This window comes from Burkholderia multivorans ATCC BAA-247 (assembly GCF_000959525.1).
In the GTDB taxonomy this organism is placed as follows: domain Bacteria; phylum Pseudomonadota; class Gammaproteobacteria; order Burkholderiales; family Burkholderiaceae; genus Burkholderia; species Burkholderia multivorans.
The window spans coordinates 816,053-839,996 of sequence record NZ_CP009832.1 but is presented as its reverse complement, the minus strand read 5'-3'; the positions used below and the strand labels follow the sequence as shown (position 1 = coordinate 839,996).

Sequence of the window (23,944 nt, the reverse complement as noted above, 5' to 3'; positions counted from 1 at the left end):
GCCCTTACTTCGGCTGCGCGACCGTCACGAGCGCGGGACGCAGCACGCGGTCGGCGATCGTATAGCCCTTTTGCAGCACCGTGACGACGGTGTTCGGCTCCTGATCGGCCGGCACCATCGAGATCGCCTGATGGCGGTGCGGATCGAACTTCTCGCCGACCGGATTGATCGCGACGACGCGGCCCTTCTCGAGCGCGCTCGTCAGCTGGCGCAGCGTGAGCTCGACGCCTTCGCGCACCTTGGCGATGTCGCCCGACGTGTCGCCGACGGCGGCTTCGAGGCTGTCGAGCACCGGCAGCAGGTGCTCGGCGAAGCTTTCGATCGCGAATTTATGGGCCTTCGCGACGTCTTCCTGCGCGCGACGGCGAACGTTCTCGGTCTCGGCCTTCGCCCGCAGGTAGCTTTCCTGCAGCTCGGCGACCTTGGCTTGAGCCTCGGCGAGCGCCGCGTCGGCTGCTTCCGCGGCGGGAGCCGCGTCTTGTGCCGCCTGCGTCTCGCTGCCGTTTTCTTCGGCCGATTGGGATGCCGGGTTCTCTTGCGTGTTTTCCATGTCGCTGAAAGTCGATTAGAGGTTGAAGCCAAATCGGCAACCGCCGGCCGTATGACCGAAGGTGCCGCACATTGCTGGTGCAGATAAGGGCGAAAACCGCGGTTTCAAGAGGGAGATTCGCCGGAATTCGCGCGTGCGGCGAAACAACGAAGCGGTTTGCCCCGCATTGCGCGCATCGGCCGCCGAATCGCGCGAAACGGCCGGTAACAACGCTTACCGGGGAAGTACTAGCCCGGCACTGTGCGCTGCACTACACTCGTTTCAGGCGTCGGGAAAAGCGCGTTTACCCTAGCTCCCGCCGCCCGATCTCCGCCTGGCGCCATTTTCACCCGTCTTTTCGAGGGGAGTACCGTGAAACTGACCTTTGCGATATCGGTGGTCGCGCTGGTACTCATCGCCGGCACCACCACCATCTGTCTGTCGGGCGCCGTGACCGACCGCACGACCGAATACGGCAGCGTACGCGCGACGTTCGATCAGCTGTTCAGCGTCCACCGGACAGTTTGTCGATGATGCGGCGGTCGCGCTTCGTCGGCCGGCCATGCAGCGCGGCCGCCGGCTCGCGATACGTACGCCGCCGCTCCAGTTCGGCGAGCCGCTCGGCGCGCCCTGCTTCCGTTTCCGCATAGAGCGTCTGCGCGACGCTGGCCGGCCCGCGCACGTCGCAGACGCCCAGCACGGCAATGTGCCAGACGATGCCATCGATCGCAATCTCGACCTCGTCGCCGACGCGCACTTCCTTCGCCGGCTTGACGGCCGCGCCGCCGATCTTCACGCGCCCCTTGTCGACCGCATCGCTCGCGAGCGAACGCGTCTTGAAGAACCGCGCGGCCCATAGCCATTTGTCGATGCGCAGCTTCGCGCCGGGCTCCGTCGAAATCCTGTAGTTCATCCGTTCACCGTTTCGGGTTGGGCGGTCCGCACGGGCCAGCCCTGCAGATTCTCCGCGACGATCTCGCCGAGCGCGCCGATCCACGCCGGCGCGCCGTTCAGGCACGGAATCCGGTGGAACGACTGGCCGCCGCCCGCGATGAACGCGTCGCGCACTTCCATGCCGATCTCCTCGATCGTCTCGAGGCAGTCGGCCGTGAAGCCCGGACAAAACACGTCGGCGCGCCGCACGCCGGCCTCGCCGAGCTCGCGCAGCGTCGGCGCCGTGTACGGTTGCAGCCATTCGGCCTTGCCGAAGCGCGACTGGAACGTCACGCGGCATTCGATCGTCGAGAGCCCGAGCGCAGCCATCAGCAGCGCGCCCGTCTGCTGGCACTGGTCGTGATACGGATCGCCGAGATCGAGCGTGCGCTTCGGCACGCCGTGAAAGCTCAGCACGAGCTTGTCGCCGGCCGCGAAATCGGGCCGGCCGTGCTGCGCCCAGTAGTGGCGCACCTGCTCGGCGAGCGCGTGGATGTAGGCCGGGTGGTCGGCATAGTGGCGCACCGTGCGCACTTCCGGCTGGTTGCGCATGCGCGCGAGCGCCGCGAAGGCGGCGTCGAACGCGGTGGCCGTCGTCGATGCCGAATACTGCGGATACATCGGCATCAGCAGCACGCGCTCGACGCCTGCGCGCTTGAACTGCGCGAGCGCCTGTGCGATGCCGGGGCTGCCGTAGCGCATCGCGTAGTCGACCAGCACGTGATAGTCGTTCGACGCGAGCAGGTGCCGCACGCCCTCGGTCTGACGCTCGGTGTACACGCGCAGCGGCGAGCCCTCCGGCATCCAGACCGCCGCGTACTTCTTCGCGGATGCCCGGCCGCGCAGCGGCAGGATCAGCGTGCGCAGCAGCACCTGCCAGACGGGCTGAGGGATTTCGACGACACGCGGATCGGACAGGAATTCGGCAAGGTAGCGCCGCACCGCACGCGGCGTCGGCGCGTCGGGCGTGCCGAGATTGATCAGCAGCACGCCGACGCGGTGGGCAGCCGCGACGCTCGAAGGCGGCTCAAGGTCGAAACGCATGGGCAAGAGCGTGCTCGAGGCACGAAACCGGATGGCTTTTAATTATAGCGGGGTGCGGATGTCGGGCCGCGCGGTCGAACCGCGGGAGACCGGCCCGGCGCGCAGATCAGCCGGGGCGCAGGCCGGCCGCGACGATCGATCCGCCGCCCACTAGCCGTCCGGCCGACTGGCGGCGCGGCGCCCGCGCGCCGATGATGGCGGAACGCGCTCGCGCCGGCTATTGCTGGCTCAGCGTCAGCGACAGCAGGCGCGCGGTGATGTCGACGATCGGGATCACGCGGTTGTACGCCATCCGCGTCGGCCCGATCACGCCGAGCGTGCCGACGATCTTGCCGTTCACCTCGTAAGGCGCGGTGACGACGCTCATCTCCTCGATCGGCACGAGCGTCGATTCGCCGCCGATGAAGATCTGCACGCCCTGGGCGTGGCTCGACACGTCGAGCAGTTGCAGGAGGCCCGTCTTTTGGTCGAATACGTCGAACAGCTTGCGCAGCCGCGCCATGTCGGACGACAGGTCCGCCACCTCGAGCAGGTTGCGCTCGCCGGAAATCAGCACCGTGTCCTCGGTGTCGGGCACCTCGGTGCTCGCCGTCACGGCCGCGTGCATCAGCGCGGTCATGTCGCCGCGCAGCTGGTCGATTTCGTCGCGCAGGCGCCGGCGCACCTCGTCGAACGACAGGCCCGCGAAATGCGCGTTGATGTAGTTCGACGCTTCGGTCAGCTGCGACGGCGAATAGTCGCGCGGCGTCGCCAGCATGCGGTTCTGCACGTCGCCTTCCGGCGTCACGATGATCAGCAGGATGCGCTTTTCCGACAGCCGCATGAACTCGATCTGCTTGAACACGTGGCTGCGGCGCGGCGTCAGCACGACGCCGGCGAACTGCGACAGGTTCGACAGCACGCTGGCCGCGGCGGCGACCACCTTCTGCTGCGGCTCGCCGGCCTGCAGCGTGCTCTGCACCTGCCGCGCGACGGCCGCGGCGTCGATCGGCGTTTCGACGGTCAGCATCGTGTCGACGAACAGCCGGTAGCCGCGCGGCGTCGGCACGCGGCCGGCCGACGTGTGCGGGCTCGACACGAGGCCGAGCTCCTCCAGATCGGACATCACATTGCGGATCGTCGCGGGGCTCAGCTCGAGCCCCGAGTACCGGGACAACGTGCGCGATCCGACCGGCTGACCGTCGGCGATATACCGTTCGATCAGGGTTTTCAGGAGGGTTCGTGCGCGAGGATCTAGCATGGTGGAAAATTTTAGCGCAACCGCGCGAGCGCGGCGAGTGGCCGCAAGCGCTGTTGCGCGGCGGCGTCCGATCCGGCCCCGCGGCGGCACGACGGTTCTTTTCGGCATCGAGCTATGGTGTAATGCCGGCATGAAAACCGGTAATCTGTTCAACACCGTCGCGCTCGTCGGCCGCAGCAACACGCCGGGCATCGCCGAGCCGCTCGCCACGCTCGCCGCCTGCATCGCGAAGCGCGGGTTCGAGGTCGTGTTCGAAGGCGACACCGCGCGCGAGATCGGCATCTCGGGCTATCCGGCGCTGACGCCGGCCGAGATCGGCGCGCGCGCCGACGTCGCGGTCGTGCTCGGCGGCGACGGCACGATGCTCGGCATCGGCCGGCAGCTCGCGCCGTACCGGACGCCGCTGATCGGCATCAACCACGGCCGGCTCGGCTTCATCACCGACATCGCCGCGGCCGACATGCAGGCGCTCGTCCCCGTGATGCTGTCGGGCAAGTTCGAGCGCGAGGAGCGCTCGCTGCTCGAGGCGCGAATCGTCCGCGACGGCGAACCGATCTACCACGCGCTCGCATTCAACGACGTCGTCGTGAACCGCAGCGGCTTCTCCGGGATGGTCGAGCTGCGCGCGTCGGTCGACGGCCGGTACATGTACAACCAGCGCTCCGACGGCCTGATCGTCGCGACGCCGACCGGCTCGACCGCATACGCGCTGTCGTCGGCGGGCCCGATCCTCCATCCGCAGCTGCAAGGCATCGTGCTCGTGCCGATCGCGCCGCACGCGCTGTCGAACCGGCCGATCGTGCTGCCGGACGATTCGAAGATCGCGATCCAGATCGTCGGCGGGCGCGACGTCAACGTGAACTTCGACATGCAGTCGTTCACCGCGCTCGAACTGAACGATACGATCGAGGTGCGCCGCTCGAAGCACACGGTGCCGTTCCTGCATCCGATCGGCTACAGCTACTACGCGACGCTGCGCAAGAAGCTGCACTGGAACGAGCACGCCTCGAACGAAGACGACAAGGCGTCCTGACGCGCCGCCGCCCGACACCATGCTCCGCCACCTCTCGATACGCGACTTCGTCATCGTCGCCGCGCTCGATCTCGAATTCGACGCCGGCTTTACCGTCTTTTCCGGCGAAACCGGCGCCGGAAAATCGATCCTGATCGACGCGCTCGCGCTCGCGCTCGGCGAGCGCGCCGACGCGAGCGTCGTGCGCACCGGCTGCAGCCGTGCCGACATCACCGCCGAATTCACGCCGCACGACCGTGTCGCGCGCTGGCTCGACGAACACGCTTTCGACGCCGAAGACACCGTGATGCTGCGCCGCGTGATCGACGCGAACGGCCGCTCGCGCGCATTCATCAACGGCACCAGCGCGACGCTCGCACAACTGCGCGAACTCGGCGAGATGCTCGTCGACATTCACGGCCAGCACGCGCACCAGTTGCTGATGCGTCCCGACGCGCAGCGCGAGTTGTTCGACACGCACGCGGGGCTCGTCGCCGAGGCCGCGAACGTCGCGCGCGCGTGGCGCGTCTGGCGCGATGCGACGCAGGCGATCGACGCGGCGAAGGCGCACGAACGCGAGCTGCAACTGGAACGCGAAAAGCTCGCATGGCAGCTCGCGGAGCTCGACAAGCTCGCGCCGCAGCCGGGCGAATGGGAAGAAGTGAGCGCCGAGCACAAGCGCCTGTCGCATTCGGCGAATCTGATCGAGGGCGTGCGTGGCGCGCTCGATGCGCTGTCCGAATCGGACGACGCGATGCTCACGCAGCTCGGCGCGATCGTGTCGAAGCTGCGCAGCCTCGCCGATTACGACGCCGCGCTCGGCGACGCGCTCGCGTCGCTCGAGCCGGCCGAAATCCAGCTGCAGGAAGCGGTCTATTCGCTGTCGCACTACGCGCAGCGTCTGGATCTCGATCCCGACCGCCTCGCGCAGGTCGAAATGCGCCTCGACGCGCTGCATTCCACCGCCCGCAAGTTCCGGCTGCCGCCCGACACGCTGCACGAGGAACACGCGGCGCGCCGCGCGCAGCTTGCCGCGCTCGACGCGGCGGCCGATCTCGGCGCGCTCGAAGCCGCGCAGGCGAAGGCATGGGACGCGTATCTGGCCGACGCGAAGCGCCTGTCGAAGGCGCGCGCGCAGGCCGCGCAGGCGCTCGGCACCGCGGTGACGGCCGGCATGCAGGAACTGTCGATGGCAGGCGGCAGCTTCGAAGTCGCGCTCGTGCCGCTCGCGGACGGCGGCCCGCACGGGCTCGAGCAGATCGAATTCCGCGTCGCCGGCCACGCCGGCGTGCCGCTGCGCCCGCTCGCGAAAGTCGCGTCGGGCGGCGAGCTCGCGCGGATCAGTCTTGCGCTCGCGGTGATCGCGAGCGCCGCGAGCCCGACGCCGACGCTGATCTTCGACGAGGTCGATACGGGTATCGGCGGCGGCGTGGCCGAAGTCGTCGGCCGGCTGCTGCATCAACTCGGGCGCGACCGGCAGGTGCTGTGCGTGACGCACCTGCCGCAGGTCGCGGCGCGCGGCGACCACCATTTCCAGGTCGCGAAAGGCAGCGACGAGCACGGCGGCACCGTGTCGACCGTCGTCGCGCTCGACAAGGCGAGCCGGATCGAGGAAGTCGCGCGGATGCTCGGCGGGCTCGAGATCACCGCGACGACACGCAAGCACGCGAAGGAAATGCTCGCGGCCTGACGCTGCGGCGCGGCAAGCACGCCGGCGCCGCAGCGCCGTGGCGGCGGGCGGACCGCACGCACGCGCGCCTGCTCCGCCGACGCGTTTACTTATATAGAAGCGCCGCCCGCCCGCGCACGCCGCCGCCCATCAAACGCCCGTTTCAAGCGCACCGAACACGCGCGTCCACAGCGCGATCACGGCCGCGCGCTCGTCGGCGACGAGCGCCGGCTCGACGCGCGCCTTCTCCATCCCGTCGAGCCGCAGCTTGTGCTGCAGCTTCCGGTACGTGCGGTACGCCGCGCCGACGCGCTCGGCCTCGTCCTCGCCCATCAGCCCGAAGCGCGCGACTTCGCGCAGCAACGCGATATTGCCCGTGTTGCGGATCAGTTCCGGGTCGCTCGACGCGTGCAGCAGCACCCAGTACTGGACGATGAACTCGATGTCGACCATGCCGCCGCGGTCGTGCTTCAGATCGAACAGCTCGGTCTGGTTCGGGTGCCCGGCGAGCACCTTGGCGCGCATGTCGACGATTTCCTTCGCGAGGACGTCCGCGTCGCGCGGCGTCGTCAGCACCTGCCGGCGGATCGCCTCGAACGCCGCGCCGATCTCCGCGTCGCCCGCGCTGTAGCGCGCCCGCGTCAGCGCCTGGTGCTCCCAGACCCACGCGGTGTTCGCCGCATCGCCTTCGCGCAGCTGATAGCGGCGGAACGCGTCGAGGTCCGTCACGAGCAGCCCGGCCTCGCCGTTCGGCCGCAGGCGCAGGTCGATGTCGAACAGCGCGCCGGCGCCGGTGGCCGTCGTCAGCCAGGTGATGAGGCGCCGCGTGAACGTGGTGTACACGTCGGCCGAGCGATCGTCCGGATCGTCGTACAGGAAGATCAGGTCGAGATCGGATGCGTAGCCGAGCTCCTTGCCGCCGAGCTTGCCGTACGCGATCACCGCGAATTTCGGCACGTCGCGGTGACGCTTCGCGAGCTGCGACCAGACGACTTCGATCGTGACGTCGAGCACCGCGTCGGCGAGCTCCGACAGCCGGTCGCTGACGTGCTCGACCGACAGCTGCCCGGCCAGGTCGATCAGCAGGATCCGGAATACCTCCGCGTGCTGCGCATGCCGCAGCAGGTCCATCTGCTGTTCGGGACCGTCGGCGGCGGCCAGGCGCGCGCGCAGCGCGTCCTTGAACGCCGGCCAGTCGAACGGGCTCGCAATCGCTTCGTCGTCGAGCAATTCGTCGAGCAGCTGCGGGTGGCGGATCAGATAGCCGCCGCCCCAGCGCGTGGCGCCGAGCACCGACAGCACGCGGTCGAGCGCGGCCGGATATTCGGTCAGCAGCGCCAGGTAGACGCCGCGCCGGCTGACCGTCTCGAGCAGGTCGAACAGGCGCACGATCGTGTCGTCGCGGCGCGCGGCGTCGATTTTCGGTGCCGCCTCGAGCGCGCGCTGCGCGACGCTGTCGAAGCGCTGACGGCTTTTTTCCGGCAGGCCCGTATAGCGCGACGACTGCCATACCGCGCGCAGCCGCGCGAGCATCGCAGCCGGATCGGCGAAGCCCAGGCCCTCGAGGCGCGCCGTCAGCGCGTCGTCCTCGCCGTCGTCGGCGAGTGCGCCGCTCCAGATCCAGGTGGCCGCCGTGTCGTCGCCGGCACTGCACGGGCCGCCGCCCACCTTGTCCGCGAAGATCTGGTCGAACTGCGCCTCGACGAACGTGCGATGCGCGTCGAGCGCCGTCATCAGCGCCGCGTAGTCGGCAAAGCCGAGCGAGGCGGCGAGCGCCGCGCGCTCGTCGGGTTCGACCGGCATCGCGTGCGTCTGCGCGTCGTTGCGGTACTGCAGCCGGTGCTCGAGCGTGCGCAGGAAGTTGTACGCGTCAGTCAGGCGCGCACGCACGTCGTCGGCGATCAAGCCGCGCGCCTGCGCGTGCGCGAGCACCGCGAGCGTGGGCCGCACGCGGAACCCCGCATCCTGGCCGCCGCGGATCAGCTGGAACACCTGCGCGCTGAACTCGATCTCGCGGATGCCGCCGCGGCCGAGCTTGATGTCGTCGGCCTTGTCGGGCCGCATCGACGCGCGGCGCGCGGCTTCGTGGCGAATCTGCTGATGCAGCGAACGGATCGCGCCGATCACGCCGAAGTCGAGATAGCGCCGGTACACGAACGGCTTCACGATCGACTCGAGCTGCGACGCGAGCCGCCGCGCCGCGTCGCTGTCGCCTTCCGACACGAGCCGCCCCTTGATCCAGGCGTAGCGCTCCCACTCGCGCCCCTGCACGTAGAAATACTCTTCGAGCATCCCGAGGCTGCATACGAGCGGCCCGGAATCGCCGTTCGGGCGCAGCCGCATGTCGACGCGAAACACGTAGCCGTCGGCCGTGACTTCCGACAGCACGCCGATCAGGCGCCGGCCGAGCCGCGTGAAATATTCCTGCGTGGACAGCGGCGCGCGCGTGCCGCCGGCCGTCTCGCCGTCGTCCTCGTAGACGAAGATCAGGTCGATGTCGGACGACACGTTCAGTTCGCGGCCGCCGAGCTTGCCCATCCCGACGACGCCGAGCACCACGCGCTGGCCGTCGGCGCCGCGCGGCTCGCCGTACAGCGCCTCGAATTCGGCCGACAGCAGCGCGAGCGAGCGCTGCACGGCGAGCTCGGCCAGATCGGTCATCGCGCCCGTCACCTCGGCGACGCTCGCGAGCCCGCGCAGGTCGCGCTCGGCCACCGCGCCGAACACCTCGGTGCGCAATTGCCGCAGCGCGCGCTTCAACTGTTCGTCGGTCGGCACGGCCGCGCCGGCCGGCGGCACGCCGAGCAGCGCGGTGAGCCGTTCGTCCTGCTGCGCGCGCGTAAGCGGCGCGTCGGCCCAGCGGGCGATCTGCTCGACGAGCGCCGGACGCGCGGCGGCCGCGCGCGCGAGGTAACGGGAATAGGACGTGCTGATCAGGGCGGAAGCGTCGGTCATCGAGAAGCAGGCCTTGCGGTCGGGCCGGCCGGCACGCGCGTGCATTCGATGCGCGTTGCGAGCCGGCCCCAATGGACAAGGCGCGGCATCGCGGACGCGCCGCGCCCGTGCGACGCCGCGCGCCGGGAGGCCCGCGCCGCGCCGCCTGGCGGCCGCCGGCACGAACCCGTGTGATACATTTCAACGTCAGTTTGCAAAACTACCATATCGCCGCCCGTCCGCCGCATGTCCGACCGTCAGGAATCCGCCGCAGCAGCGCCCGAAGCGGCCACTCCGAAGCACGATCATCCGGTGCTGCGTCGCGTGTTCAAGGTGACGCTGGCGGTCGCGATCGGCACGTACTTCGTCGCGTGCGGCACGTTCCTCGGGCTGCGCTACGTGCTGCTGCCGCGCATCGACGAATTCCGCCCGCGCATCGAGCGCGCGGTGTCCGACAAGCTCCACGCACAACTGTCGATCGGCAAGCTGTCGCCGCACTGGTCCGGCATGCAGCCGGGCGTCGAAGTCACCCGTCTGACGATCCGCGGCCGCGACGGTCAGGTCGCGCTGTCGGTACCGCACGCGACGGCTGCGCTGTCGTGGATGTCGCTGCTGCGTCTGTCGCCCGCGCTGTCGAGCCTGATCGTCGATGAGCCGGACCTCGTCGTCGCGCGCGCGGCGGACGGCTCGCTGAGCATCGCGGGCGTCGGCGTCGCGTCCGCGCACGGCGGCAACGACACGTTCGGCACCTGGCTGCTGAAGCAGGAAGCGATCGTGCTGCGCGGCGGCACGCTGCGCTGGCGCGACGCGCAGCACGACGCGCCGGAACTCGCGCTGTCCGGCATCCGGCTCGCGGTGCTCAACGACGGCCGCCTGCACAAGGCCGCGCTGCAGGCGCCCGCGAACGGCACGCTGCTGCTCGGCCCGCTCGATTTCCGCGCGCGCTTCACGCACAAGGCGCTCGCGCCGATCGGCAAGCCCTCGAACTGGACGGGCAACGCCTATCTGTCGACGGGCCCCGTCGATCTGCAGACGCTCGCGCGCTATGTCGACATGCCGCTCACGATCCATGCCGGCCGGATCGACAACGCGATCTGGGCGACCTTCAGCAACGGCCGGCTGCGCTCGGCAGGCGGCGACCTGCAGGGCGCCGACGTCGCGCTGCGCGTGCGGCCGACGCAGCCGCGCCTCGACGTGCCGACGGTCGGCTTCCGCTGGGATCTCGCGCTCGATCCGGGCCGCGACTACACGCTGCATCTGACGCACTTCAACGCGGAACTGGGCCAGCCGCCGCTGCCCGACGGCACGCCGCTCGCGCGTTCGCTCGCGCTGTCGACGCTGAAGGCGCGCTATCGCGTGCCGACGGCCGATCAGGGCCAGCTGCTCAGCGTCGTCGGCGATCGCGTCGATCTCGGCATCCTCAGCGAATTCATCCGCGGGCTGCCGCTGCCCGCGCGGCTGCGCAACGAGCTCGTCAAGATCGACCCGCGCGGGATGATGTCGAACTATCACATCGAAGTCGAACGTGCGAAGCCCGCGCGCGCCGACCTCGCCGACGAGGAGCGCCGCATGGGCGCCGCGCCGATCGTGCGCTACCGGTTCCTCGGCGATCTGCAGGGCATCAGCTTCGCGGCGCAGGAGCCGCCGCCGGGGCTGTCGGCGCGCGGCCACCCGCGTGCCGGCCTGCCGGGCGTCGAGAACCTGTGGGGCCGCGTCGACGCAAGCGAGACGGGAGGCACCGCCGAGTTCGACACGATCGACGCGGCCGTCACGGTGCCCGGCGAGTTCGACGAGCCGCGGCTCACGTTCGACAAGCTGCGCGGCCGCGCGAACTGGACCATCACGCCGGCGCCCGGCGAAAAGCACGCGCGCGTCGACGTGAATGTGCCCGATCTGTTCGTCGCGAATCCCGACGCCGAGATCGCGGTGTCGGGCACCTACACGAATCCGGGGCACGGCCGCGGCTCGCTCGACCTGCGCGCCGATTTCGCGCGCGCGTCGGTCGCCCGGATTCCGCGCTATCTGCCGACGGGGATGTCCGATCACCTGCGTGCCTATCTCGGCCACGCGCTGCAGGACGGCCGCGTGACGAAGGGCGCGTCGATCGTCGCGCGCGGCCCGCTCGACAAGTTTCCGTTTCAGCATGAGCCGACAGCCGGCGTGTTCCGGATCGTCGCGCCGTTTACGGGCGGCCGCTTCGAGCCGACGCCGTACCCGCCGCGCACGCTCGCGAACGGCACGCCGAGCGTGTGGCCCGCGCTCGACGGCATCGACGGCGTGTTCGAGCTCGCGCAGAACAAGCTGCGCTTCGACATCGACCGCGCGCATTACAAGCGTGTCGCGGTGACGAAGGTCGCCGGCCGCATCGACGACCTCGGCCACCCGAGCGACTCGCCGCTCGTCATCGAAGGCCACGCGCAAGGACCGCTCGCCGACCTGATCGATTACGCGGACAACAGCTCGCTGGGCGCGATGAGCGATCGCGTCGGCGCGCGCATCGACGCGCAGGGGCCGGCGTCGCTCGCGCTGAAGCTGACGATTCCGCAGCACGTCGCGCATCCGCATACGCGGATCGAAGGCGCGCTCGCGTTCGGCGGCAACACGCTGTCGGCGGACGGCGTGCCGCCGCTGTCCGCGCTGCGCGGGCAGGTGCGCTTCACCGAAACCGGCGCGTCGCTGCATGCACTGTCGGGCCGCTTCCTCGGCGGCCCGGTGCGCGCGAACGGCCGCTTCCAGTCGCACGGGCCGTACGCCGTCGACGTCGACGGCAAGCTCGCGCTCGACGCCGCGCGCCGGCTGAATCTGCGCGGCGCCGCGGCGGCGCTGCTCGAACACGTGAGCGGCGACGCGCCGTACCGGATCGCGGTGCGCGGCGCACCGGGGCGCCTGCCGGACATCGCCGCGCAATCGGATCTGACCGGCGTCGCGCTGAACTTCCCCGCGCCGTTCGCGAAGCCGGCCGGCACGACGATGCCGTTCCGTTTCACGCTACAGCCGGCGCCGCAGACCGACGGCACGCGCCTCGAGCACGCGGACCTGACGCTCGGCCCCGTGTCGGCGACCTATCTGCTCGATGCGGCGCGCGGCGCGCCGCTGCGTGCCGTGCGCGGCGCGATGGGCATCCACCGCATGCCCGACATGCCGCAGGAAGGCGTCAGCGCGGCGGTCGACGTCGACGCCTTCGACGCGGACGCCTGGATCGCGCTGGCGCGTACCCTGCGCGCCGAGACGCCGCGCGCGACGCAGCCGCCGGCGGCGTCGCGCGTCGATGTCGCGAGCTTCGCGCCGAAGCGCTTTGCGCTCCACTTCGGCACGCTGACGCTGCTCAAGCGCAACTGGGAAAACGTGATCGTCGGCGCGTCGCACGTCGACGATCTGTGGCAGGCCAACATCGCGTCGAACCAGGTGTCGGGCTACCTGTCGTGGGCGCCGGGCGGCGGCCACAACGGCGCGGGTGTGCTCAACGCACGGCTCGCGAAGCTCGTGATTCCCGACAGCGCGCAGCACGATCTCGTCGGCCGCGCGATGAACCTGCCGACGCCGACCGATCGGCCGATGCCGTCGGTCGACGTGATCGTCGACCAGGTCGTCGCGCGCAACCACGACATCGGCCGCCTAGTCGTCAACGCACGCAACGTCGACGAGAACGGCACGCCGGTCTGGCAGCTCGACCGCCTCACGCTGACGAACCCGGACGCGAAACTGAGCGCGACGGGCAACTGGCGCACGTCGCGGCGCGCGCTCGCGCGCGGCGTCGACGAAAGCGAGGCGCCGCGGCGGTCGGTGTTCGACTTCCGGCTCGACGTCGACGATGCGGGCGCGCTGCTCGATCGCGTCGGCCTGCCGCGTACGCTCGCGAAGGGCCAGGGTTCGGTGACCGGCAAGGTCGGCTGGCGCGGCGGCCCGACCGCGGTCGACCTGCCGTCGCTGAACGGCCAGATCGCGCTCGACCTCGAGCACGGGCAAATCCTGAAGGTCGATCCGGGCGCCGCGAAGCTGCTCGGCGTGCTGAGCCTGCAGAGCCTCGCGCGCTTCCTGACGCTGAATTTCCGCGACGTGATCGGCAAGGGACTGCCGTTCGACAAGATCACCGGCACCGCCCGCGTTTCGAACGGCATCGCGCGCACCGACGATTTCGCGATGACGACCGCACCGGCGAACGTGACGGTGCGCGGCGCCGTCGATCTCGGCACCGAGACGCAGGATCTCCATGCGCACGTCGCGCCGAAGGTCGGCGCGGGCGCGGCCGCGATCGCGGCGGCGGTGATCAATCCGCTGCTCGGCGTCGGCGTGCTGGCCGCCGACTTCGCGCTGTCGCAGACGCTGCAGCACGCGTTCGCGCTCGACTACGCGATCACCGGATCGTGGGCGCATCCGCACATCGAGCGGGTGCGGGGCGATCAGGGTAAGATGAATCGCGATGCGGCCGAGGCGCCCGGCCACTGAGCCGCCTTCGCCGCCGGGCCGCACCCCATTTATGACGCCACCGATTTCGCGATGACCGATTCCGCCCCTTCCGCCGCGCCGTTCCGTGTTGCCGCCTTGCAGATGGTCAGCACGACCGACGTCGGACGCAATCTCGCCGAAGCGCGCCGCCTGATCGCGGAAGCCGCCGACGAAGGCGCGCAGCTCGTGCTGCTGCCCGAGTATTTCTGCTTCATGGGTCAGCGCGACACCGACAAGCTCGCGCTCGCCGAGCCGTACGGCGACGGCCCGATCCAGCAATTCCTCGCCGATGCCGCGCGCCGCCACCGCGTATGGGTCATCGGCGGCACGCTGCCGCTGAAGGCGCCGGAACCGCAGCGCGTGCTGAACACGACGCTCGTGTTCGATCCGTCGGGCAACGAGGCGGCGCGCTACGACAAGATCCATCTGTTCAACTTCGAGAAAGGCGACGAGTCGTTCGACGAGGCGCGCACGATTCGCCCGGGCGAGACGGTCGTCACGTTCGACGCGCCGTTCGGCCGGGTCGGGCTGTCGGTCTGTTACGATCTGCGCTTTCCGGAGCTGTATCGCAGGATGGGCGATTGCGCGCTGATCGTCGTGCCGTCGGCGTTTACGTATACGACGGGCCGCGCGCACTGGGAGACGCTGCTGCGCGCACGGGCGGTCGAGAATCAGTGCTACGTGCTCGCGGCCGCACAGGGCGGCAAGCACGAGAACGGCCGGCGCACCTGGGGCCACAGCATGCTGATCGACCCGTGGGGCGAGATCGTCGCGGTGCGCGACGAAGGCGCGAGCGTCGTGAGCGGCACGCTCGAGCCGCAGCGCATCGCCGACGTGCGCCAGAGCCTGCCCGCGTGGCGGCACCGCGTACTGACCTGAGCGGCCGGCCCGCTTGAAACGCCGCGCGGCCCACCCATCTGCGCGATACGCATCCGACAACTTTTTGAGAGCACCCGATACCCGCATGAACATCATCGAACCCGGCATCCGCAACCTGGCGCTGGCGAAGGACATCCTGCTGACGCCGTACGGCCTCGACGAGAGCCTGCTCACGCGCACGATCGCGGACATCTTCACGCACCGCGTCGACTACGCGGATCTGTACTTCCAGGCAACGCGCAGCGAGGCGTGGAGCCTCGAGGAAGGCATCGTGAAGTCGGGCAGCTTCAGCATCGACCAGGGCGTCGGCGTGCGCGCGGTGGCGGGCGACCGCACCGCATTCGCGTATTCGGACGACCTGTCGCCGGAAGCGATCGCGCAGGCCGCCGCGGCGACGAAGGCGATCGCGGCCGCGGGCGGCGGCCGCCAGAAGGTGAAGGCGGCGACGTCGTTGAAAGGCATCTCGGGCCGCGACCTCTATCTGCCGTCCGATCCGCTCGCGTCGCTCGACGCGACGGCCAAGGTGAAGCTGCTCGAACGCGTCGAGCAGATGGCGCGCAGCCGCGACCCGCGCATCACGCAGGTCATGGCGGGCCTCGCCGGCGAATACGATGTCGTGCTGGTCGCGCGCAGCGACGGCGCGCTCGCGGCCGACATCCGCCCGCTCGTGCGCGTCTCGGTCACGGTCATCGCCGAGCAGAACGGTCGCCGCGAAATCGGCACCGGCGGCGGCGGCGGCCGCTTCGACTACGGCTACTTCACCGACGACGTACTGTCGCGCTACGTCGACGACGCGGTGCACGCCGCGCTCGTGAACCTCGACGCGCGCCCCGCGCCGGCCGGCGCGATGACGGTCGTGCTCGGGCCGGGCTGGCCCGGCGTGCTGCTGCACGAGGCGATCGGCCACGGTCTCGAGGGCGACTTCAACCGCAAGGGTTCGTCCGCGTTCGCGGGCCGCATCGGCGAGCAGGTCGCCGCGAAGGGCGTGACGGTCGTCGACGACGGCACGCTGCCGAACCGCCGCGGGTCGCTCAATATCGACGACGAAGGCAACCCCACGCAGTGCACGACGCTGATCGAGGACGGGATCCTGAAGGGCTACATCCAGGACACGCTGAACGCGCGCCTGATGAAGATGCCGGTCACGGGCAACGCGCGCCGCGAATCGTATGCGGCCCTTCCGATGCCGCGCATGACGAATACCTACATGCTCAACGGCGACAAGGATCCGCAGGAAATCATCGCGTCGGTGAAGAACGGTCTCTACGCGGTGAACTTCGGCGGCGGCCAGGTCGACATCACGAACGGCAAGTTCGTGTTCTCGGCGTCCGAGGCGTACATGATCGAGAACGGCAAGATCACGTATCCGGTCAAGGGCGCGACGCTGATCGGCAGCGGCCCCGAATCGCTGAAGTACGTGAGCATGATCGGCAACGACATGTCGCTCGACACGGGCGTCGGCGTATGCGGCAAGGAAGGCCAGAGCGTGCCGGTCGGCGTCGGCCAGCCGACCCTGCGCATCGACAAGATGACGGTCGGCGGTACGGCATAACCGCATCGCCGCGCAGACAATCCGCGAATTTTTGACCGAACGCGCGGATTGTCCGCATTTTTGACGCACCCCGGTTGCCAGCGGCACGGCGACCGGGTATAAATTCCGAATCGACTTTTTCGACGAACCGAATCTCCGTCATGTCCGCCAAGTTTTACTTTTACTTTTTTTGGTATCTCAGACCGCTGGCGGATCGAGAGGGTTGATGGCGCGCAAAGCGCAACCGAAATTCCCGAAAAAACCGCCGGCGAACCCGGCGGTTTTTTTTCGCCCTTCGCCAGCCGTCGTCGCGACGGCCGCCCTGCAGCCCGAACGACACACCGCACCACCCGAATCGACGAATCTGCCGCACGCACACTGACCGAACGGCGCCCCCAAAAGCTAGGAGAAACAGCATGCCCCCGCACAATACCGACGACGTCCGCATCCGCGAACTCAAGGAACTGACGCCGCCCGCTCACCTGATCCGCGAGTTCGCCTGCTCCGAAGCGGCGTCCGAGCTGATCTACAACGCGCGGCAGGCAATGCACCGGATCCTGCACGGCATGGACGACCGTCTGATCGTCGTGATCGGGCCGTGCTCGATCCACGATACGAAGGCGGCGCTCGAATACGCGGGCCGGCTCGTGAAGGAGCGCGAGCGCTTCAAGGGCGAACTCGAAATCGTGATGCGCGTGTACTTCGAGAAGCCGCGCACGACGGTCGGCTGGAAGGGGCTCATCAACGACCCGCATCTCGACAACAGCTTCAAGATCAACGAAGGGCTGCGCACCGCGCGCGAACTGCTACTGCAGATCAACGAGATGGGGCTGCCGGCCGGCACCGAATACCTCGACATGATCAGCCCGCAGTACATCGCCGACCTGATCTCGTGGGGCGCGATCGGCGCGCGCACGACCGAGTCGCAAGTGCACCGCGAGCTGGCGTCGGGGCTGTCGTGCCCGGTCGGCTTCAAGAACGGCACGGACGGCAACGTGAAGATCGCGGTCGATGCGATCAAGGCCGCATCGCAGCCGCACCACTTCCTGTCGGTGACGAAGGGCGGCCACTCGGCGATCGTGTCGACGGCCGGCAACGAGGACTGCCACGTGATCCTGCGCGGCGGCAAGGCGCCGAACTACGACGCGGACAGCGTGAACGCCGCGTGCGCGGACATCGGCAAGGCCGGCCTCGCCGCGCGCCTGATGATCGACGCGAGCCACGCCAATAGCTCGAAAAAGCACGAGAACCAGATTCCGGTATGCGCGGACATCGGCCGCCAGGTCGCGGCCGGCGACTCGCGCATCGTCGGCGTGATGATCGAGTCGCACCTCGTTGAAGGCCGTCAGGATCTGAAGGAAGGCTGCGAACTGACGTACGGCCAGAGCATCACCGACGCCTGCATCAACTGGGAAGACAGCGTGAAGGTGCTCGAAGGGCTGGCGGAATCGGTGAAGGCGCGCCGCGTCGCGAGCGGCAGCGGAAACTGACGGGGCGGCAAGCAGCGCGTTCGTCCCGTGGCGCCTCGGCCATGCGGCCAGCGCGCGGTGATCGCCTCGCTCTGCTAGACTAGCTAACATTCTCTAGCTAAGCGAGGAGGCGACCATGTCGACGGTTAACATGCACGATGCCAAGTCGCGGCTCTCCAGCCTGGTCGAAGCGCTGGAATCCGGGCGCGAAACCGAGGTCGTGATCGCCCGGAATGGTCATCCAGTGGCCCGGATCGTTCCTTATGCTGCGCCGAAGCGGATCGGCGCAGCTCGTCAGCTGCTTGCCGGGCTGAACATCCCGACAACCGTCGAGGCATTCAATGCCGCCGACGAATCGATCGCCGCGGATTTCGAGGCCAGCTCGGAACAAAGGCTTGCGCCATGAAGCTGCTGCTCGATACGCACATCGCGCTATGGGCGGCGGAGGGCGCGCCTCAACTGCCGACAACAGCGGCCGCGTTGATCGAGCATCCCGAGAACACGCTGTACGTCAGTGCCGCATCCATCTGGGAAATCGCGATCAAATACCGCAAAGGCAATCTGCCGGTCCATCCGCGCGATGCCCGTTCGGCGTTCCGGCTTGCTGGCTTTGCGGAGCTGCCTATCAGCAGCGATCACGTCGAAGGCGTTGCCGCGCTGCCCGATTTTCCGGATCACGCCGATCCGTTCGACCGCGTGATGGTTGCGCAGGCGCTACATGAAGGTATGCCGCTCGTCAGCGCAGATCCCAAGCTGTGGCGCTATCACGCCACGCTCGTGCTGCGCGCCTGACGTCCTCCATGCACCAAAACCAGAGCCCGGCATACGCCGGGCTTTTTCATGAGCAGCCGCGAGTGCCTGCGTGACGCGTTACTCGAGCGCCCCCGAACCGAAAATCTCCGTATTCACGCGCTCCGGCGCGACGCCCAGCGCGACCAGCGCATCGCGCTGCGCCTTCATGAACGCGATCGGGCCGCAGATGTAGTAGTCGGCGTCCGGCACCAGCGCGTACTGCTTCACGCGCTCGGGCGTCAGACGCCCTTCGAGGTCGTGATCGATGCCGACGCGGTCGTTCGGTCCGACCCGCTCGTACAGCACCGTACGCTTCACGTTCGCGTGCTGGCGCACCGTGTCGTTCAGCCAGTCGCGGAACGCGTGCACCGCGCCCGACCGGCATGCGTGGACGAACCGCACGTCGCGCCGACTGCCTTCGGCGACGAGCGTCGACAGCATCGACATCATCGGCGTGATGCCGACGCCGCCCGAGATCAGCACGACAGGCGTATCGGCGTCGCGCCTCAGCGAGAAATCGCCCTTCGGCGCCGTCACCTCGACGATCGAACCCGCTTCGACGCCGTCGTGCATCAGCGTCGACACCTTGCCGGCCGGAATCGCCTCGGCGTTGCCCGACTCGCGCTTCACCGAGATGCGCAGCCACTTGCCGTTCGGCGCGTCGGACAGGCTGTACTGGCGCGGCTGATCGACGCCGAGATCGCCGACGAAGCGCTTCACCGTCACGTACTGGCCCGGCTCGAACGACGGCGCCGCGCCGCCGTCCGCCGGCACCAGGTAGAACGACGTGATCTCGTCGCTTTCGCGCACCTTGCGCTCGACGCGGAACGGCCGGAACCCGCTCCAGGCGGCACCCGCGTACAGGTCGGCCTCCGCGCCGATCAGGATTTGCGCGAGCTGGCCGTAGGCGACGCGCCACGCTTCGAGCGTAGCCGCGTCGACCGCGTCGCCGAGCACCTCGACGATCGACGCGAGCAAGTTCTCGCCGACGATCGGATAGTGCTCGGGACGAATGTTCAGGCTCGCGTGCTTGTGCGAAATCCGCGACACCGCACCGCCGAGCGCGCCCAGATTGTCGATGTTCGCCGCATACGCATAGACGGCCTTCGCGAGCGTCTCGGGCTGCGTGCCCGTCTTCTGATGCGTCTGGTTGAACAGGTTCTTCAACTCCGGATGGCGCGCGAACATGCGCTGGTAGAAGTGCTTCGTAATCGTCGCGCCGTGTTCGGCGAGAACGGGAGCGGTCGCCTTCACGCGTGCCATCTGATCGGCGGTGATCTGGGTCATGTTCGTTCTCCGTTAAACATGCTGATACGATACCTCTTTAAAATCGCAGGCCGGACGGACAAATTGTCGCAGTGCGGAAAAAGGCGCCGGCTGCGTTACCGGACGCGGCCGCGCTCCCACAGCACGTCCGCGCCGCCGGCTGCGCGGTTCAGCACACGCGCGAGCACGAACAGCAGATCCGACAGCCGGTTCACGTAGCGCCGCGGCGCGTCGTTGAGTGCGTCGTGCCGGCCGAGCGCGACGATCGAGCGCTCGGCGCGGCGGCACACGGTCCGGCACACGTGCGCGAGCGATGCCGCGCGCGAGCCGGCCGGCAGGATGAATTCCTTCAGCGGCGGCAGCGTCGCGTTGTAGTCGGCGAGCCAGCGGTCCAGCCGCGCGAGATGCGTGTCGTCGATCACCGTATGGCCCGGGATGCAGAGCTCGCCGCCGAGATCGAACAGATCGTGCTGAATCGTCACGAGCGCCGTGCGCACGTCGTCGGGCAGCGTTTCGGCGAGCAGCACGCCGAGATTCGAATTCAGTTCGTCGACGTCGCCGATCGCGGCGATCCGCGCATCGTCCTTGCCGACGCGCCGGCCGTCGCCGAGGCCGGTGGTGCCGTCGTCGCCGGTGCGCGTGGCGATCTTGCTCAAGCGGTTGCCCATGCGAATGTCCTCTCCGGTGCGCGGCCGCGATGCGGCCCGGTTGCGTTGGAACGCGATTATCGCAGCCCGCGGCGACGGCCGCAGCAGGCGTTCCAGCGTAGAATGGGCCGAAACCGCGTCGAAGCGGGACCCGTTTTTCGGACGGTCGGCCGCCGCGAACCCGGTCGGCGCGACATGCGCCCGGCATCGTCCGCCGGCCACCGCGCACGATGCCGGCACGCGCCCGTGCGCTGCCCCGACAAAGGAGACATTCGTGAATCACCCCGCCCCGCCGGCGGCCACGCGCCGCCCCCTGCCCCCCGCCATGCTCGATGCGCTGCGCGCCAGGTTCGGCGAGCGCGTCTCGGTCGCCGATGCCGTGCGCGCACACCACGGCCGCGACGAATCGCCGTTCGATCCGCAGCTGCCCGACGCGGTCGTGTTCGCGCACAGCGTCGACGACGTCCGCGAAGTCGTGTCGCAGTGCGCGCTCTACGGCGTCCCGCTGATTCCGTACGGCGCCGGCTCGTCGCTCGAAGGTCATCTGCTCGCGGTGCGCGGCGGCTTGTCGCTCGATCTGTCCGAGATGAACCGCGTGCTGTCGATCAACGCGGAAGACCTGACCGTCACGGTCGAGCCCGGCATTACGCGCAAGGCGCTGAACGAGGCGCTGCGCGACACCGGGCTGTTTTTCCCGATCGATCCGGGCGCCGACGCGAGCATCGGCGGGATGACCGCGACACGCGCGTCCGGCACGAATGCCGTGCGCTACGGCACGATGCGCGAGAACGTGCTCGGCCTCACCGCGGTGCTCGCCGACGGCCGCGTCGTGAAGACCGGCTCGCGCGCGCGCAAGTCGTCGGCCGGCTACGATCTGACGCGCCTGTTCGTCGGCTCCGAAGGCACGCTCGGCGTGATCACCGAAATCACGCTGCGGCTGCATCCGCTGCCGGAAGCCGTATCGGCCGCGATCTGCACGTTCCCGACGATGGGCGACGCCGTGCGCACCGTGATCGAGACGATTCAGATCGGCGTGCCGATCGCGCGCGTCGAATTCGTCGACGCGCTTGCCGTGCGTTCGATCAACCGCCATTCGAACCTGACGCTCGCCGAAGCGCCGACGCTGTTCTTCGAATTCCACGGCACGGAAGCCGGCGTGAAGGAACAGGCCGAGCTCGTGCAGGCGCTCGCGGGCCAGAACAACGGCCAGGGTTTCGAATGGGCGACGCGGCCCGAAGACCGCAGCCGGCTCTGGTCCGCACGCCATAACGCGTATTTCGCGATGCTGCAGCTGAAGCCCGGCTGCCGCGCGGTGACGACCGACGTATGCGTGCCGATCTCGCAACTCGCCGCCTGCGTCGAGGAAACCGAGGCCGATCTGCGCGCGTCGTCGCTGCCGTGCCCGATCGTCGGTCACGTCGGCGACGGCAATTTCCACGTCGCGATCCTGATCGATCCCGACAAGCCCGAAGAAATCGACGAGGCCGAACGCATCAACGACCGGATCGTCGAGCGTGCGCTGCGGCTCGGCGGCACGTGTACGGGCGAGCACGGCGTCGGGCTGCACAAGATGCGCTTCCTGCCGAAGGAGCATGGCGACAACGCGATCGACACGATGCGCGCGATCAAGCTCGCGCTCGATCCGCGCAACCTGATGAACCCCGGCAAGATCTTCGCGTGCTGATGCGGCGGCGAAGCGGCGGCCGCGGCCGCGCTTTGCCTGGGACGGGAGCAAGCGCTGAAGCGCTCACTCCAGCCGCGCTTTGCCTGAGGCTGGAGCAAGCGCCAAAGCGCTCACTCCAGCCGCGCTTTGCCTGAGGCTGGAGCAAGCGCTAAAGCGCTCACTCCAGCCGCGCTTTGCCTGGGACGGGAGTAAGCGCTAAAGCGCTAACTCCCGTCGCAAAAGGAGACCCGATGAACGCCCCTGTCGAACTGTCCGCCCAGATGCGCGCGCAGCGCCAGCGCGAAGTCGTCCAGGCGCTGATGGCCGTGCTGCCGACGCACTGCCTGCTGTATCGCGACGAAGACACCGCACCGTACGAATGCGACGGCCTGTCGGCATACCGCCGCCTGCCGCTCGCAGTCGCACTGCCCGAAACCGAATCGCAAGTGCAGCGCATCGTGCAGATCTGCCGCCGCATGGACGTGCCGATCGTGCCGCGCGGTGCCGGCACGAGCCTGTCCGGCGGCGCACTGCCGATCTCGCTCGGCGTCGTGCTGTCGCTCGCGCGCTTCACACGCATCGTCGAAGTCGATCCGTATGCGCGCACCGCCACCGTCCAGCCCGGCGTGCGCAATCTCGCGATCTCCGAAGCCGCCGCACCGTACGGGCTGTACTACGCGCCCGATCCGTCGTCGCAGATCGCCTGCACGATCGGCGGCAACGTCGCGGAAAATTCGGGCGGCGTCCATTGCCTCAAGTACGGACTCACCGTGCACAACGTGATGCGCGTGCGCGCGGTGACGATCGACGGCGAAATCGTCGAATTCGGCTCGCTCGCGCTCGACATGCCGGGCCTCGACCTGCTCGCCGTGATGATCGGCAGCGAAGGGATGTTCGCGATCGTCACCGAAGTGACGGTGAAGCTGATCCCGAAACCGCAGGCGGCGCAGCTCGTGATGGCGAGCTTCGACGACGTCGTCAAGGGCGGCGAGGCGGTCGCCGCGATCATCGCGTCCGGCATCATCCCGGCCGGCCTCGAGATGATGGACAAGCCGGCGACGCAGGCCGTCGAGGCGTTCACGCACGCCGGCTACGACCTCGACGCGAAAGCGATCCTGCTATGCGAATCGGACGGCACGCCGGAAGAAGTCGCCGAGGAAATCGTGCGGATGACGGCCGTGCTGCGCGAGCACGGCGCGACGCGCATCCAGGTCTCGCGCAACGAAAGCGAGCGGCTGCGCTTCTGGTCGGGCCGCAAGAACGCGTTTCCGGCCGCCGGACGCATCTCGCCCGACTATTACTGCATGGACGGCACCGTGCCGCGCCGCGCGATCGGCCCGCTGCTCGCGCGCATCGAACAGCTCGAAACGCGCTACGGCTTGCGCTGCATCAACGTGTTCCATGCCGGCGACGGGAACATGCATCCGCTGATTCTGTACAACGCGAACAACCCGGACGAACTCCATCGCGCCGAGCAGTTCGGCGCGGAAATCCTCGAATGCTGCGTCGAATTCGGCGGCAGCGTGACCGGCGAGCACGGCGTCGGCATCGAGAAACTGAACTCGATGTGCGTCCAGTTCTCGCCGCAGGAGCGCGACGCGTTCTTCGCGGTCAAGCGTGCGTTCGATCCGCCGGAGCTGCTCAATCCCGACAAGGGCATTCCGACACGCGCACGCTGCGCCGAATACGGACGCCAGCACGTGCGCGGCGGGCTGCTGCCGCACCCCGAACTGCCGCGCTTCTAGGCGCGCGCATGCCGGCCGCCGCCCGGCCGGCTTCAGGAAGCGCCCGGCGCGGCCGCGCGGTATGGCGCGGCGCAGGCTCGCGCGCGCCGCCTGCGCAGTCCGGGCGGCGGGCCCGCCGCCCGGTACGCGCTGTAGCGCCCCCCTT

18 protein-coding genes are annotated in these 23,944 nt (G+C 68.9%); 11 read left to right on the top strand and 7 right to left on the bottom strand.

Annotated elements, in window-relative coordinates; genetic code table 11:
- Window positions 1–4 precede the first annotated feature (4 nt).
- Entirely contained in the window at window positions 5–550 is a 546-nt protein-coding gene (gene grpE, locus NP80_RS16275; protein WP_006401604.1) for a nucleotide exchange factor GrpE, read from the bottom strand.
- A gap of 351 nt (window positions 551–901) precedes the next feature.
- Between grpE and NP80_RS31435 the strand changes: the two genes are divergently transcribed.
- A complete protein-coding gene (locus NP80_RS31435; protein ID WP_006401606.1) occupies window positions 902–1,063 on the top strand; it encodes a hypothetical protein in 162 nt (53 codons plus the stop codon).
- Here NP80_RS31435 and NP80_RS16270 read toward each other — a convergent pair.
- The 3 genes from NP80_RS16270 to hrcA form a co-directional block, all read right to left on the bottom strand.
- A complete protein-coding gene (locus NP80_RS16270; RefSeq protein ID WP_006401607.1) occupies window positions 1,035–1,442 on the bottom strand; it encodes an RNA-binding S4 domain-containing protein in 408 nt (135 codons plus the stop codon). The genes NP80_RS31435 and NP80_RS16270 overlap by 29 nt on opposite strands.
- On the bottom strand, window positions 1,439–2,506 hold the full coding sequence (hemH, locus tag NP80_RS16265; protein WP_006409158.1) for a ferrochelatase: 1,068 nt from the start codon (window positions 2,504–2,506) through the stop codon (window positions 1,439–1,441). Before hemH ends, NP80_RS16270 begins: the two co-directional genes overlap by 4 nt.
- A gap of 217 nt (window positions 2,507–2,723) precedes the next feature.
- The gene (hrcA, locus tag NP80_RS16260) at window positions 2,724–3,746 is read right to left on the bottom strand and encodes a heat-inducible transcriptional repressor HrcA (protein WP_006416966.1); all 1,023 of its coding nucleotides are present in this window, start codon (window positions 3,744–3,746) and stop codon (window positions 2,724–2,726) included.
- A 130-nt stretch (window positions 3,747–3,876) separates the two neighbouring features.
- Between hrcA and NP80_RS16255 the strand changes: the two genes are divergently transcribed.
- A complete protein-coding gene (locus tag NP80_RS16255; protein ID WP_006409161.1) occupies window positions 3,877–4,779 on the top strand; it encodes an NAD kinase in 903 nt (300 codons plus the stop codon).
- A gap of 19 nt (window positions 4,780–4,798) precedes the next feature.
- Window positions 4,799–6,448 (top strand): DNA repair protein RecN, encoded by a 1,650-nt coding sequence (gene recN / locus NP80_RS16250; RefSeq protein WP_006406413.1) that lies wholly within the window; start codon window positions 4,799–4,801, stop codon window positions 6,446–6,448.
- A gap of 129 nt (window positions 6,449–6,577) precedes the next feature.
- Here the strand turns inward: recN and glnE are convergent, their stop codons facing one another.
- Window positions 6,578–9,382 carry a bifunctional [glutamate--ammonia ligase]-adenylyl-L-tyrosine phosphorylase/[glutamate--ammonia-ligase] adenylyltransferase gene (glnE, locus tag NP80_RS16245; RefSeq protein WP_035945975.1) on the bottom strand — a complete coding sequence of 935 codons (2,805 nt, stop codon included), beginning with the start codon at window positions 9,380–9,382 and terminating at the stop codon, window positions 6,578–6,580.
- Window positions 9,383–9,607: 225 nt separating this feature from the next.
- On the opposite strand from glnE, the gene NP80_RS16240 reads away from it, so the two are divergent.
- From NP80_RS16240 to NP80_RS16215, 6 genes are all read left to right on the top strand, one after another.
- Complete coding sequence (locus tag NP80_RS16240; RefSeq protein ID WP_006409155.1) at window positions 9,608–13,807, top strand: YhdP family protein; 4,200 nt, start codon at window positions 9,608–9,610, stop codon at window positions 13,805–13,807.
- 51 nt (window positions 13,808–13,858) lie between these two features.
- Window positions 13,859–14,686, top strand: coding sequence for a carbon-nitrogen hydrolase family protein (locus NP80_RS16235; RefSeq protein ID WP_006409153.1), 828 nt, complete (start codon window positions 13,859–13,861; stop codon window positions 14,684–14,686).
- Window positions 14,687–14,771: 85 nt separating this feature from the next.
- Entirely contained in the window at window positions 14,772–16,238 is a 1,467-nt protein-coding gene (gene tldD / locus NP80_RS16230; RefSeq protein WP_006408370.1) for a metalloprotease TldD, read from the top strand.
- A gap of 395 nt (window positions 16,239–16,633) precedes the next feature.
- Window positions 16,634–17,707 carry a 3-deoxy-7-phosphoheptulonate synthase AroG gene (gene aroG, locus NP80_RS16225; RefSeq protein WP_006401618.1) on the top strand — a complete coding sequence of 358 codons (1,074 nt, stop codon included), beginning with the start codon at window positions 16,634–16,636 and terminating at the stop codon, window positions 17,705–17,707.
- A gap of 115 nt (window positions 17,708–17,822) precedes the next feature.
- On the top strand, window positions 17,823–18,092 hold the full coding sequence (locus NP80_RS16220; protein WP_006408369.1) for a type II toxin-antitoxin system Phd/YefM family antitoxin: 270 nt from the start codon (window positions 17,823–17,825) through the stop codon (window positions 18,090–18,092).
- Window positions 18,089–18,478 carry a type II toxin-antitoxin system VapC family toxin gene (locus NP80_RS16215; protein ID WP_006408368.1) on the top strand — a complete coding sequence of 130 codons (390 nt, stop codon included), beginning with the start codon at window positions 18,089–18,091 and terminating at the stop codon, window positions 18,476–18,478. Before NP80_RS16220 ends, NP80_RS16215 begins: the two co-directional genes overlap by 4 nt.
- 78 nt (window positions 18,479–18,556) lie before the next feature.
- Here the strand turns inward: NP80_RS16215 and hmpA are convergent, their stop codons facing one another.
- Both hmpA and NP80_RS16205 read right to left on the bottom strand, forming a co-directional pair.
- Window positions 18,557–19,765, bottom strand: coding sequence for an NO-inducible flavohemoprotein (gene hmpA / locus NP80_RS16210; RefSeq protein WP_006409159.1), 1,209 nt, complete (start codon window positions 19,763–19,765; stop codon window positions 18,557–18,559).
- A gap of 95 nt (window positions 19,766–19,860) precedes the next feature.
- Window positions 19,861–20,412, bottom strand: a complete 552-nt coding sequence (locus NP80_RS16205) for a cob(I)yrinic acid a,c-diamide adenosyltransferase (RefSeq protein ID WP_006401622.1) — start codon at window positions 20,410–20,412, stop codon at window positions 19,861–19,863.
- A 253-nt stretch (window positions 20,413–20,665) separates the two neighbouring features.
- Between NP80_RS16205 and NP80_RS16200 the strand changes: the two genes are divergently transcribed.
- Together NP80_RS16200 and NP80_RS16195 are read left to right on the top strand one after the other, a co-directional pair.
- Window positions 20,666–22,075, top strand: a complete 1,410-nt coding sequence (locus tag NP80_RS16200; protein ID WP_035945972.1) for an FAD-binding oxidoreductase — start codon at window positions 20,666–20,668, stop codon at window positions 22,073–22,075.
- A 230-nt stretch (window positions 22,076–22,305) separates the two neighbouring features.
- Window positions 22,306–23,799 (top strand): FAD-linked oxidase C-terminal domain-containing protein, encoded by a 1,494-nt coding sequence (locus NP80_RS16195; protein WP_006408365.1) that lies wholly within the window; start codon window positions 22,306–22,308, stop codon window positions 23,797–23,799.
- Window positions 23,800–23,944 lie beyond the last annotated feature (145 nt).